This is a genomic window from Embleya scabrispora, assembly GCF_002024165.1.
Taxonomy (GTDB): domain Bacteria; phylum Actinomycetota; class Actinomycetes; order Streptomycetales; family Streptomycetaceae; genus Embleya; species Embleya scabrispora_A.
The window spans coordinates 899,751-912,630 of the sequence record NZ_MWQN01000003.1; the positions used below are offsets into that span (position 1 = coordinate 899,751).

Annotated in this window: 9 protein-coding genes; 4 read left to right on the top strand and 5 right to left on the bottom strand. The window is 71.7% G+C overall.

Translation table 11 applies throughout. The features are described 5' to 3' along the window. Window positions 1-4 precede the first annotated feature (4 nt). Genes B4N89_RS39550 through B4N89_RS39560 form a run of 3 tightly spaced genes read right to left on the bottom strand, consistent with a single transcriptional unit; the run spans window position 5 to window position 4,484 of the window. Entirely contained in the window at window positions 5-1,270 is a 1,266-nt protein-coding gene (locus tag B4N89_RS39550; RefSeq protein ID WP_078981361.1) for a sugar ABC transporter substrate-binding protein, read from the bottom strand. Next, entirely contained in the window at window positions 1,267-2,715 is a 1,449-nt protein-coding gene (locus B4N89_RS39555) for an alpha/beta hydrolase-fold protein (protein ID WP_235619228.1), read from the bottom strand. Before B4N89_RS39555 ends, B4N89_RS39550 begins: the two co-directional genes overlap by 4 nt. Beyond that, the gene (locus B4N89_RS39560) at window positions 2,712-4,484 is read right to left on the bottom strand and encodes a glycoside hydrolase family 13 protein (RefSeq protein WP_101897490.1); all 1,773 of its coding nucleotides are present in this window, start codon (window positions 4,482-4,484) and stop codon (window positions 2,712-2,714) included. The genes B4N89_RS39555 and B4N89_RS39560 overlap by 4 nt, the downstream gene beginning before the upstream one ends. Before the next feature lie 228 nt (window positions 4,485-4,712). Here B4N89_RS39560 and B4N89_RS39565 point away from each other — a divergent pair, with 228 nt between their 5' ends. Next, window positions 4,713-5,762, top strand: coding sequence for a LacI family DNA-binding transcriptional regulator (locus B4N89_RS39565; protein WP_078981363.1), 1,050 nt, complete (start codon window positions 4,713-4,715; stop codon window positions 5,760-5,762). Between the two features lie 424 nt (window positions 5,763-6,186). Here the strand turns inward: B4N89_RS39565 and B4N89_RS39570 are convergent, their stop codons facing one another. Continuing rightward, window positions 6,187-8,178 (bottom strand): elongation factor G, encoded by a 1,992-nt coding sequence (locus B4N89_RS39570; RefSeq protein ID WP_078981364.1) that lies wholly within the window; start codon window positions 8,176-8,178, stop codon window positions 6,187-6,189. A gap of 184 nt (window positions 8,179-8,362) precedes the next feature. Next, window positions 8,363-9,427, bottom strand: coding sequence for a helix-turn-helix transcriptional regulator (locus B4N89_RS39575; protein WP_101897491.1), 1,065 nt, complete (start codon window positions 9,425-9,427; stop codon window positions 8,363-8,365). 146 nt (window positions 9,428-9,573) lie between these two features. Between B4N89_RS39575 and B4N89_RS39580 the strand changes: the two genes are divergently transcribed. From B4N89_RS39580 to B4N89_RS39590, 3 genes are all read left to right on the top strand, one after another. Beyond that, complete coding sequence (locus tag B4N89_RS39580) at window positions 9,574-10,173, top strand: GNAT family N-acetyltransferase (protein WP_235619229.1); 600 nt, start codon at window positions 9,574-9,576, stop codon at window positions 10,171-10,173. 4 nt (window positions 10,174-10,177) lie between these two features. Then, window positions 10,178-10,495: an NIPSNAP family protein gene (locus B4N89_RS39585; protein WP_078981366.1), complete on the top strand. Its 318-nt coding sequence runs from the start codon at window positions 10,178-10,180 to the stop codon at window positions 10,493-10,495. A gap of 243 nt (window positions 10,496-10,738) precedes the next feature. After that, window positions 10,739-12,838 carry a pentapeptide repeat-containing protein gene (locus B4N89_RS39590; protein WP_078981623.1) on the top strand — a complete coding sequence of 700 codons (2,100 nt, stop codon included), beginning with the start codon at window positions 10,739-10,741 and terminating at the stop codon, window positions 12,836-12,838. The last annotated feature ends 42 nt before the right edge of the window (window positions 12,839-12,880 follow it).

Here is a 12,880-nt window from a genome sequence, read left to right on the forward strand (position 1 = left end):
CGGCTCAGCCGGCAACGATCTTGGCGCGGATGCGTCCGGCCATCGCGCTGGTCAGCTCCCCCGGGTCGCCGTGTCCCTGGATGATGGCCAGTTGGGTCAGGCCCCAGTCGGCCCACACGCTGTCCATCGCGGGCAGGTTCGGCGTCGGCAGGCCCGCCTGGGCGGCGCGGGCGAAACCGGCCACCACGGGGTCGTTCCCGACCTGCTCCAGCACGGCGGTGGTCGCCGGGACCCGGCCGCCGGTGTCGTACAGGGCACGCTGCGCCTGCGGGGTGGAGAGGTAGTTGAGGACGAAGTCCTGGGCCAGGATCGGGTTTGCCGACTTGGCGCCGACGAAGAAGCCCTGGACGCCGACGAACGGCCGGGCCGGGGAGCCGTCGACGCTGGGCACCGGGTCGACCGCGAACGGCACGTGCGCGGCGCGGAAGGTCGCCGCGTCCCAGGGGCCGGCGAGCAGGAACGGGGTCTTGCCCTTGAGGAAGGCGTCGGTGGCGATGTCGGCGGTGAGCGAGGTGGAGAGCACGCCGTCCTTGCCCAGACCGCGCAGCCAGGGGCCGAAGCGCTGACAACCGGGGCTGTCCAGTTCGAGTTTGGCCTGGTCGTAGGCGCCGTCGGGCTTGGTGCCGAAGACCCGGCAGCCGAACGAGGTCTGCAACGGGTACAGGTGGTACGGCGATCCGCTCTTGGCGTCGACGGGCACCGCCACCGGCAGCTCGGCCCGGCCCTGCTCGACCAACCGGCGGCCGGTGGCGAGCAGTTCGTCGAAGGAGGCCGGAGCCTGCGGGGCCAGGTCGGTGTTGCGCAACAGGGCGATGCTGTCGACGGCGTACGGCAGTCCGTACGTGCGGCCCTCGTAGCGCATCGCCTCCAGCGCGACGGGGGAGAACGCGGCGGCGCGGTCGCCGAGTTCGAGCGGTGCGAGGACCCCGTTGTGGACGAGCTTGCCGAGCCAGTCGTGCGGTCCGACGACCACGTCGGGGCCCTGGCCGGTGGGGGCCTGGGAGACGAAGTCGTCGCGGATCTCGCCCAGGCCCTTCTGCACGACCTTGATCTTGACGCCCTTGTCCCGGGTGAACGCGGCGGCGATGTCCTGGAGCGGCTTGGCGCGGGCGTCGTCGGCCCAGACGGTCAGCGAGCCGTTGCCGGCGGCCGGGGCAGAGGCGGGCGGGGCGGTCTTGTCGTCGCCCTTGTCGCCGCCCCCGCCGCCGCACGCGGTGGCGAGCAGCGTGGCGGCGGCGAGCACGGCCGGGAGCAGCAGTCGTGGTCTCACGGGGTCTCCTCGATGGGTGCGGTCGCGTCGGTCTCGGGTGCTGCGGGGGTCCGGGCGTTCGGGTCGGTCCACGCGGGGACGTGCACGGTGAGCCGGCGGTCGCCGTCGTGGTGGAAGGGGTCGCGGATCGGGGTGCCGTCCTCGGTGAGGCCGTCGCAGCGCCAGCCGCGGCCGACCGCGCCGGTCAGGCCCACTCCGCGCGGCAGTCGCCACGTGCCCTGATGGACGCCGGCGGCGACGCGGGTGGTGAGCAGGCCGGAGTAGTACACGGTCTCGTCGGCGGGCAGGTCGGCGGCGGTGGTCACGGTGACCTCCAACAGCGCGTCGGCGCCGCCCTCGACGACCTCCAACGTGCCCTCGGCGGTATGGCCGCCGGCCGTCGCGGTCAGCGCGACGGGCCCGGGCCGACCGGGGGCGACCCGGGCCAGGCCGAGCGGGCGCAGCGCGTCGGCGGGGGTCCAGGCGAGCGCGGCGTCCAGCACCGAGTAGGTGCAGCCGTCGGCACGCACGCCCACCGGCGCCACGCTCACGTCGGCCTGTCCGGTGGCCACCGCGGGCCGCTCGGGCATGGTCAGTTCGACCAGCGGCAGGTCGGGGTCGCCGAACAGGTGCAGCAGCGCGCTGCCCACCCGCCGGGCCCAGGCGCTCTCGTGGTGCGGCGCCTGCGGGTCCTCGTGGAAGCGCACCTCGCGGTCCGGCGCGTAGCCGAGATCGGTGACGAGGTGGTCGACCAGGTCGCGGGTGTGCCGCACGGTGATCAGGCCCTCCATGCCGCCGATGTCGATCCAGATCCGTGCCGGACCGCGCGCGCTCTGCCGGTGGTGCACGGGCGTCTCGGCGAGGGTGATCGGATCGACGAAGACCAGGAACGGCGAGAGCACTCCGGCCAGACCGAACACGTCGGGGCGGCGAAACGCCAGGTGGTAGCTGACCAGGCCGCCCATCGAGGAGCCGAGCACGGCGGTGTGCGCCGGGTCGTCGGTGATCGGGTACCGGGCCGCGAGCAGCGGGCGCAACTCCTCGGTCAGGAAACGCTCGTACAACCCGCCCCGGGACAACGCGCGTGGATCGCGCGGGTAGGGCACGTAGTGGCTGTACTCGGCGCCGCGGTCGTCGCGTCCGTTGTCCACGGCCACCGCGATCAGCGGCGGCAGCAGGCCGGCGGCGATCAGCCGGTCCAGGGTCTCCTCGACCCGCCAGCTGGGTTCCGGGCCGGTGCGGGCGAACACGTGTTGCCCGTCGTGCAGCCACACCACGGGGTACGGTCCGCCCTGCCGGTCGTAGCCGGGCGGCAGGTACACGTGGACGTCGCGGACGTTGTCCAGATGCGTCGAGCGCACGTTCGACAACGTCTCGATCACGCCACCGGTGTTCGCGGGCAGGGACATGCGGGGGAACTCTCCCGGGGTGGGTGCGGGGGCGGCGGGCTGCTCGGTCGGGGTCACGGGCGCTCCACCCGCCAGACGTGGAAGGCCGGTCCGTCGGCGGGCATCGGCTCGCCGCGGCGCAGGTCGGGTCCGCCGGTCAGGCTGTGCGCGGCGGCCGGCGCGGCGATCGGGGCGTGCGAGGCACGGTCGACCTGGACGAGCAGCGTCTCCTCGGGCAACCACCGCTCGAACAGCACGGTGTCGGCATCGCAGCGCAGCCAGCGCAGGCCGCCCTCGCGCAGCGCCCGGTGTCCGCGCCGCAGCGCGATCAGGTCGCGGTAGACGCGGTGGGTGTCGTGGTCCCAGCGCGCGGGGTCCCACGGGAACGGCCGGCGGCCGTCCTCCAGGTGCACCCCTTCCACGCCGACCTCGTCGCCGGCGAACACCATCGGCAGCCCCGGCAGGGTGAACAGCAGTGCGGCGCCCAGGTGCTGGTGCTCGCGCCCGGCCATCGAGCGGAAGCGTTGGGTGTCGTGCGAATCGAGCAGGGTCAGGTTGTGGGTGTACGAGCGCCAGGGCAGCAGGGCGGCGAAGTCGCGCATGACAGCGGCGAGTTCGGCGCCGCCGTAGGCCGGGATCGGCCCGGGCACACCCCAGAACTCGGTGAGCGGCGCGTCGGCGAGCCACCCCCAGACCGGTCGGGTGAAGCCGGAGTAGGCCATCGTGCCCTGCCAGCCGTCGCCGCGCAGGGACGCGGACGCGTCGTGCTGGTGCTCGGCCAGGAGCAGTGTGTCCGGCGCGGCGGCGTTCAGCGTGGCGCGGGTGGCGCGGGCCACCTCGGCGTTGCGGTCCTGGGTGCCGTGGCGGCCGGCCGACTGCGCGACGTCGATCCGCCAGCCGTCCAGCCCGAAGTCCCGCGGATACCGAGCCACCACGGAACCCGCGCCCTCGTACAACCGGGCCCGCAACTCGGCGGAGGCGTGGTCGAACTTCGGCAGCGTGTCCACACCGCAGAACGAGGCATAGCGGCCTCGGTCCGCGCCGTCGAAGTAGTAGAAACCCGCCTCGGCGGAGTCCGGTTCGGCCTGTCCGCGCCGGAACCACTCGTGCCCGTCCCCGGAGTGATTCAGCGTCAGGTCGCCGATCACCCGCATGCCGCGCCGGTGCGCCTCGGCGGTCAGCGCCCGCAGCGCCTCGTCGCCGCCGAGCAGCGGGTCGACCCGGTCGAAGGTGGTCGCGTCGTAGCGGTGGTTGGAGCGGGCCGGGAAGAACGGGGTGAGGTAGAGGACGTTGGCGCCCAGTGCCCGGATGTGGTCGAGCCGGTCGAGCACGCCCCACAGGTCGCCGCCGTAGATCTGCTGGAGCGCGCCCGGGGTGCCCCACGGGACGGGATCGTCCCAGGCGGCCGGAGTGGCCCAGTCCGGGAGGATGTCGCTTTGCCGGGCGGAGCGGGCGAAGCGGTCCGGGAAGATCTGGTACACGACCGCGTCGGCGGCCCAGGCGGGCGGCGCCGGGTGGGTGGTGAGGGTGAAGTCGCCGGTGTCGGGCACATCGCGCGAGGCGATGCCGGCGCCGGTCAGCCAGCGGTTGCCGGTGGGGGTGTCGAGCAGGAAGCGGTAGCCGAACTCGGTGCTGCCGACCTCGACCTCGACCCGCCACCAGGTCTCGTCGCCGTCCACCCGATCCACCCGGGCCTCGGTGAACACCGGTTCTCCGTCGAGCTTGGTGCGCACGTGCACCCGGCGGGTGCCGGCGTCGGTGCGGGCACGCACGAACAGCTCGACGCGATCGCCCGGTTGCGGCGACGGGTTGCTCACGTAGCCCGGCGAACCGTCGTGGTGTGCCACTGTGTTACAGAGTGTTTCCGGTGGGTGCATGGTGTTTGTGACTCCGAAACATGCCGTTCATCAGGTCGAATGCCGAGGAGCGTAAAAGCTCGGCGTAATCGACTGCAACACTCTGCAACATGTTTCAAAGATTTTGTTGCAACGACGAAACACGTTTCGCTAGCGTGTGTGTGTCCCCCATGCGCTGTTCCCCGTGCGCCGGACCCGCCGAAGAGAGGTGACCATCGCGTGACACCAGAGCGCCCGTCGGTCCGCAGGATCGCCGACCGGATCGGGGTGAGCGCGGCGACCGTCAGCCGGGTCCTCAACGACAAACCCGGGGTCGCCGAGCACACCAGGACCCGGGTCCTGGCGGCGATTCGCGAGCAGGGCATGGTCGCGCCGGCACCGGTCGGCCAACCCTTCGTCGGCATCATCGTGCCGGAGCTGGAGAACCCCGCCTTCGCCCTGCTGGCCGGCGCGGTGGAGGCGCGGCTGAGCCAGTACGGGGTGACCGCGCTGATCGGCAGCTCCACGAAGCACGGGCCGACCGAGCTGGACTACATCGAAACGCTGTTACGGCGTGGCATCGAGGGCCTGGTCCTGGTCTCCGGACGGCACGCGAACCCCGAGGCCGACCACGGCTTCTACTGGCACCTGCACGGAAAGCACGTGGCGATGGTGCTGGTCAACGGCGGCGTACCGGGCCTGCCGGTGTCCACGGTCACCACCGACGAGGCGGCCGGCGCGGCAATGGCGGTGGCACACCTGCACAGCCTCGGGCACACCCGGATCGCGCTGGCCGGCGGCGAGGAGTTCTACCGCCCCTCCCGCCACCGCCTGGCCGGCTACCGCGCGGCGATGACGGCGACGTTCGGCGGCTGCGACGACGCGCTCTACGTGGAGTCCACGTACTCGATCACCGGCGGCCAGGCCGCGGCCCGCCGCCTCCTCGACGCCGGCGCCACGGCGATCATCACCGGCAGCGACCTGATGGCCCTCGGCGCGATCTCCGCCGCCCGCGAATCCGGCCGCCACGTCCCGACCGACGTCTCGGTGGTCGGCTACGACGACTCATACCTGGCCGCCCACAGCGACCCCCCACTGAGCACGATCCAACAACCCATAGAACAGATGTCCACGGCAATCGCCACAGCCATGTGGCAACAACTCCAGGGCTACCACGTCCCCCACGTAGACCACCGCTTCACCCCCCGCCTGGTGGCAAGAGCCTCCACAACAGCAGCCCCCGCCACCCCATCCCCACGTGCTCAGGAGACACCCGCCTCGGGGACGTAGCCGCAGGACTCCGGGACACACTCGACCCTGTGGCAAGCCCGAACCAACCCAGCCCGTCCGCCACTTGAGGACACCCCGCCGGAGGCCAAACCGCAACCCCCGACACTGACGGAACCCAAACCAACCCAGCCCGCCCGGCACTTGAGGACACTCGGCCGGAGGCCAAACCGCAGCCCCCGACACTGACGGAACCCGAACCAACCCAGCCCGTCCGGCGCTTGAGGACACCCCGCCGGAGGCCACACCGCAGCCCCCGACACTGACGGAACCCAAACCAACCCAGCCCGTCCGGCGCTTGAGGACACCCCGCCGGAGGCCACACCGCAGCCCCCGGCACTGACGGAACCCAAACCAACCCAGCCCGTCCGGCGCTTGAGGACACCCGGCCGGAGGCCGGGCTGCGGGCGGCGGTGTGCGCGGGGGCTCAGTTGCCCCGGACTCGTCCCAGCGACTGCAACATGTAGCGCTCACGATCGTACGGGTCCGCCCCCGTGCGCTCCCGGATCGGGACCGCATGGCCCGCGAACAGCCGGTAGTCCTCGAACTCGCTGACCAGCACCCCTTCCCCCCGCGTCAGCCCCGGCAGCCGCCCCGTAACCCCATGCACCATCGCCGCCGGAAGGCTCCCCCGCACCAGGAACCGATCCCCCCGCGCCACCTGCTCCTCCGGCACCGCCCGCGCCGCGGAAAGTGCCGACAGCACCACGCCCAGGCAGTCCGCCGGAGTCTCCACCTCGAACCGATGCGTCGGCTCGAACACCCGCGTCCCGGCCCGCCGCAACGCGTCGGCCACCACCAGCGGCGTCACACTCCGAAAGTCCCCCGCCGCACTCACCGGACTGAAATACCCGGTACGGGTCAACGTCACCGTGCAGTCCAGCACTTCCCACCCATACAGCCCCTGCCGCAACGTCCGGCGCGCACTCTCCTCGATCGCGCGATGGAACGCGAGCGGCAGCGCACCCAGCTCGACCCCCAACCGCAACTCGATCCCGCTCCCCGGCGGCGCCGGCTCGACCCGCACACCGACCGTGGCCCAAAAGTAGGTGGGCCCGTCGGCGTCCATCTCCTCCACGGCCTCGCCCACCCCCACCGGGCGCTCGAAGTACAGCGGCCGCGACTCGGCGAACGCCACCCGCAGACCGAACTCCTCGGCCAGCGTCGCCCCGATCACCTCCTTCTGCACCTCGCCGTACAGGCGCACCGAGATCGCCCCCGACGACTCGTCGCCCCGCACGTCGATCATCGGATCCTCCTCGGCCATCCGCTGCAACGCGGCGAACAGCGCGGGGCGTTCGCCCGGTCGCCCGGGTGTGACCTCCGATTCCAACGTCGGCGGCGCGAACAGTCCGGTCCGAGGCAGCCCGTCCGCCGACCCCAGTTGATCGCCGACTCGCGCCTGTGCCAGACCCCGCACCTTCGCGATGGTGCCCGCCGTCGCATCCGCGTCCCGGACCCCCGTACCACGATCGAAGACCTGCACCCCGGAGGCCCGCACGGTCGACTCGGCCACACCGCCCCCGTGTTCGCGCCGGAACAGCGCGACCGAGTCCCGCGCCCGAAGCACCCCGCTCCAGGTGCGCACGTACGCGATCTTCTCCCCCGCGCGCCCCCGCTCGATCTTCAACACGACCGCCCGCAAGGGCTCTTGCTCGGCCGCGTCCTCGACGCGCGGCAACCACGCGGCGATTCCCCGCACCAGGTGGCCGACCCCCTCCCCGTTCAGGGCGGAGCCGAAGAACACCGGATACACCCGGGCCTCGCGTACCTGGCGCCGCAGTTCGCGCGTGTAGTCCGCCGCCGTGAGCACGACCCGGTCGTCCAGATACGCGTCCACGAACGACTCGCCGTGGTCGGCGAACGCCTCCGCGAGCCGCTCCGCGAACTCCGGGTCGCCCGCGTCGAACGGCGCGAATCGCGCGTCCGCGGTACCGATCCCGGCCACCGACCCCATCGCGACGCACCCGGGCCCCAGTTCGGCGGCCAGCGCGCCCAATACCTCCCGGTAGCGCGCACCCATCCGGTCGATCTTGTTCACGAACACCAGGACCGGGATCCGCAATCGGGCAAGCGAGCGCATCAGCACCCGGGTTCGCGCCTGCACACCCTCCACCGCGGACACCACCAACACGGCGCCGTCGAGGACGCGCAGCGCCCGCTCCACCTCCGCGACGAAGTCGGAGTGGCCGGGGGTGTCGATGACATTGACCTGGAGGTCGTCCACCCGAAACGCCACCACGGCGGAACGGATGGTGATCCCACGCCGACGCTCCAGGTCGAGCGAGTCGGTCTGGGTGCTGCCGGCATCGACACTGCCGACCCGGGAGATCACTCCCGCGTCGAACAGCAGACGCTCGGTCAGGCTGGTCTTCCCCGCGTCAACATGCGCAAGAATCCCGATGTTCAAATGGTTCATGACGGCCAGAGGCTCCCGCGGCTGCACTGATGGGACGAATTCCGTAGAGACCGCTGAACCCTCGGCGCATGACGTTCCTCTCCGAACGAACTCATCCCATGTGACACAGTGCGTCTGGCACCCTAACACCGCCCCGACACACGTCCGCGATCATTTCCCGGCGCCCGCGCACCGCCCACGACCACTACTCCGGCGGCAGCTCACCCTGCACGATGCGGGCGATCAGCGCCCGGCGACTGGTCACCCCGGCCTTGGTAAAGACGGCCTTGAGATGGTCCTGGACCGTGTACGGGGTCATCGCCAGGAGCCGGGCGATCTCCCGCGTGTCACAACCGCGGATCGCCTGCAGCGCCACCTCCTGCTCGCGCCCGGTCAACCCGAACGCGGCCAGATACAGCGGCATCGTCTCGGCCGGCGACGCGGGTGAGGCCACCACCCCGACATGCCCGTCGGCGAGACCGTCGACCAGCGAGGCATGCAACACGAACCACCGCCCGTCCCCGGTACGCACCCGAATCGGCACCTGCGCCGCAAGCACCCCGGACGCGGCTCGCCGCGCGTGCTCGGACACCATCGCGAAGGCCGTGGGCACGGACAGTGCGGCCGACGAGTCGTCGGCGAGGTCGGCGAGCAGCCGCTGGGCCCGCTGATCCGCCGCGACCAGGCCGTTCGACGGACCGAGGATCATCATCGCGGGCGCCTGGTCCACCGGGAGCGCCCACGTCGGAGCGGCATGGCAGGCCCGCAGCGCGTTGCCGATGTGCCGCGCGGCGACATCCGCCAGGTCCCGCTGCCGGGCCAGGAAGGGGCCGTGTTCGCGCCCCCGCATGAACGCGGCACATCCCCACCGCCCGCCCTGCGTGTCGAAGACCATCCGCAATTCGTCACCGAACCCGGCCGGGGCGAGCTGCTCCCGAAATCTCATCGCCCGTTCGGGCCGCCCCCCAGTCGCCCGACTCAGCGTCTCGGCCCGAATCCCACCGCGCCGGATCGCGGCGAAGGAGGCGATGTCCTCGTGCCACACCTCCATCCGCACCGCCTCGCGAAACCCCGCCATGCTCAGGTCGTTGCTCACCACGGAGGTGACGAGCCCGGTACTGGGATCCGCGGTGTGCCAACAGACCGCGTCATATCCGAGTACATTCCGCAGCAACTCGTCGGCGCGCGCGAACACTTCGGCGGCGGACCGCCCCGGCGTGGCCAACTCCCGCAAACCATCGATGACTTGCTTTGCAGCACTCGATGCCATGGCGGGAAGGTAACACGCTGGAACCAACCCTGTCCGCAGTGCGACGGCCGGGACTCCGGTGGAGCCGACCGCCGCTCGACACCCTCGCTCCTGTTCCACGAGCCCCGACGCGTGCGAGGATCGGGGCGATCGGAAAGGGGCCACCGATGGCGCGGGAACACGAGAACGGCACACGTCCGCCGGTACGGGTGCGGGCGGTCGACGTCGACACCGGCGCCGTGCCGCTCTTCCTCACCATGCTCGACAGCGCGGTGGCGTGGCTGACCGCCGCCGGCCGACCCGGCCAGTGGGGCACCGAGCCGTGGTCCACCCGCCCGGGCGGCGAGGCGCGCGTCGAGTCGGCGATCCGCGGAGGGTACGCCCGCCTGGCCGAGATCGACGGTGCCCCGGCCGGCGGCTGTGTCTTCTCCGGCACGCCGTCCGCGTACATCGACCCGGTCGACGAACCCGAGTTGTTCATCAATCTGCTCGTCACCGACCGGCGCTTCGTCGGCGCGGGCGTCGGCGCCGCCCTGATCGCGGACGCCCGCCGAGAGGCGGCGAGCCGCGGCATCGACCTGATCCGCGTCGACTGCTACGGAGGCGACGACGGCGCCCTGATCCGCCAATACCGCAGCCTGGGCTTCACGCCGGTCACCCCCTTCACCGTCGAGCGCCCCGACCAACCCCCGTGGCCCGGCCAGTTGCTGGCCATGCGACTGAACTCCGGCCGATCCGGCACGCCCGGCGACCACCCGGCATCATGAGCGCATGATCACCATTCACCTCAGATACGAGATCGACGCCGACAAGCTCGCCGACTTCGAGGAGTACGGCCGCCGCTGGGTCCACCTGGTCAACCGCTTCGGCGGCACCCACCACGGCTACTTCCTGCCGAGCGAGGGCGACAGCGACATCGCCTACGCCCTCTTCTCGTTCCCCGGGTTCGCCGCCTACGAGCAGTACCGCATCGACAGCGCGACCGACCCGGAATGCCGGGCCGCGATCGAACTCGCCCGCACCACCGGCTGCATCAAGCGCTACGAACGCCGCTTCCTACGCCCCCTGGACGCAAACCCGCAGCCGTAGAGCCCGCGGCACTCTCCACCGTCTCCCCAGCCGGCCGACAACGCCCACGCCTCGCCACGCAGCGGCACCGGAGCGCGAGTGGGGGTGAGCCGATCATGGTGTGGATGCCGCTCTTCAGTGTTCCACGGGGGTGTTCGGCGGCATGTGCTCGCGGAACGTACCGGCGGCCGGCGGGAATCGGGAAGCGGACCGAGCGTGATCGCCTGCGCAACCACCCGCCGGCCCCGGGTCGTCCCCGATGACATGACGTCGCCTGCCGCGCCTTCGCCCACACCCCCGCCGTGGCCGCACTGCGCGGAAGGCACGACCACGACCGATCCCGTCGGATGCCGGGGCGTACACGTCACCGGACACACCCGGTGCCTGGCCCACCTGCCTTCCCCGGACCGAGCCGCCCACCTGGCCGCCCTGGTCCCGGGTTCGAATGTCGACCACCGCGGCACCACTTTCGACGGCCCCCTGTTGACCGCGCTCCTCGACGCGCTCCGGGATCCGATCACTGCCCGCCCTCGTCTCGGGTCGGCCCTTTTCGAAGCCGCGACATTCACCGCCGACGCCGACTTCCGCGGTGCGACGTTCACCGCCGACGCCCGGTTCGATACTGCGGCGTTCACCGCCCGCGCCCGGTTCGACCGAGCGACGTTCACAGACGCCGCTCAATTCGAGCGCGCGACGTTTTCCGCCGACGCCCGATTCGACCGCGCCACGTTCACGGCCCGCGCCCAGTTCTACGGTGCGACATTCGACTCCCACGCGCAGTTCGGCGATGTGACCTTCACCGCCAATGCCTGGTTCAACCGGGCGACCTTCAGCGCCGGAGCATGGTTCGACGGCGCGGCCTTCTCGGCCGACGCCCGGTTCGACGCCGCGGAGTTCGGCGCCGCCGCCGACTTCGGCGACGCGACGTTCACCGCCCGTGCCCGGTTCGGCGCGGTGATCTTCTCCGCCGATGCCCGGTTCGATGCCGCGACCTTCGGTGCCGACGCCGACTTCGGCGACGCGACGTTCACCGCCCGGGCCCGATTCGGTGGCACGAGGTTCCGGGGGAACGCGTCGTTCGCCGACACCGGATTCGTCGGCCGCGTCATGTTCGGCCGGACACGGTTTCACGCCGACGCCACGATGGTCGGGGCGGTATTCGACAGCGAGGCGTTCTTCGGTGGGACGGTGTTCGAAGAGCATGCCAACTTCGCCGGTGCCACCTTTCGCGGTACCACTCTCCTCGGCCCTCTGGAGTGCCGGGGCCGGCTGATCCTGACCGGCGCCGTGTTCGGGGTACCGGCCACCATCCAGGCCGTGGCCACCGCCGTCGAGTGCGTCCGTACTCGGTGGGACTCGGCCGCCACCATGCGCCTGCGCTATGCCTATGTGGACCTGACCGATGCCGTGCTCACCAACAACCCGGTCACCATCGCCACTCACACCGCGCCCTTCGTCGACACCTACGGAATCGCGGTCGACGAGCGCGCGATGACCGGGACCCCGGACATCCGTCTCGGCTCGTTGGCCGGTGTCGACGCCGCCCACCTGGTCCTGACCAACACCGATCTGACCGAGTGCCGCTTCTTCGGCGCCGTCCACCTCGATCAACTCCGCCTGGGCGGCGAAACCGCATTCGCGCGTACCCCACCCGGAATGGACGTACGTCGAGTGGTCCCGCTGCGCTGGACCGACCGCTTGGCCCTGGCCGAGGAACACCACTGGCGCGCCACCGCCCCGGGGCGCGCCCGCCTGCGAGCGGGATGGGCCACCGCACCGCCGCAGCCGGGGCCGGCGGCATGTCCCCCCGGGCCACCCGCGCTCGCCGCGCTGTACCGCCAACTCCGCAAGGCGTTCGAGGACGGCAAGGACGAACCCGGCGCCGCCGACTTCTACATGGCCGAGATGGAAATGCGCCGCCTCGACCGACGCCCCGGCCGGGGCCATGCCGAGCGCGGCCTCCTCACCGCGTACTGGGCCCTGTCCGGGTACGGCCTGCGCGCCTCCCGGGCACTTGCTTGGCTGCTCCTCGCGATGGCCGCCACCGTCCTGGCGATGGTGCTCTGGGGACTGCCCACCAGCGACCCCAAACCGCTGACCACCGGCACCCAGGCGGCACCCGGGCAACCCGTGTCGCTCACCACCGACAACCCCGAGCCGGTCCTCACCGGCCCACCTCGAACACGACTGACCGGCAAACGCGCCGAGAAGGCGACCAGGGTCGTGCTCAACTCCGTGGTCTTCCGTTCCTCCGGCCAGAACCTCACCACCGCGGGTACGTACATCGAGATGACGTCCCGCTTCCTCGAACCCGTCCTCCTGGGCCTGGCCGCGCTCGCCATCCGAGGCCGGGTAAAGCGCTGACTCCGCGGGCAAAAAGCCCTGGCCGGGCACCGGTTGGCCGAG

Bases quoted from the DNA above. Each gene is read 5' to 3' on its own strand.
- B4N89_RS39570 (WP_078981364.1), bottom strand. From the start codon at position 8,178: ATGAACCATTTGAACATCGGGATTCTTGCGCATGTTGACGCGGGGAAG.
- B4N89_RS39575 (WP_101897491.1), bottom strand. From the start codon at position 9,427: ATGGCATCGAGTGCTGCAAAGCAAGTCATCGATGGTTTGCGGGAGTTG.
- B4N89_RS39580 (WP_235619229.1), top strand. From the start codon at position 9,574: ATGGCGCGGGAACACGAGAACGGCACACGTCCGCCGGTACGGGTGCGG.
- B4N89_RS39585 (WP_078981366.1), top strand. From the start codon at position 10,178: ATGATCACCATTCACCTCAGATACGAGATCGACGCCGACAAGCTCGCC.
- B4N89_RS39590 (WP_078981623.1), top strand. From the start codon at position 10,739: ATGACGTCGCCTGCCGCGCCTTCGCCCACACCCCCGCCGTGGCCGCAC.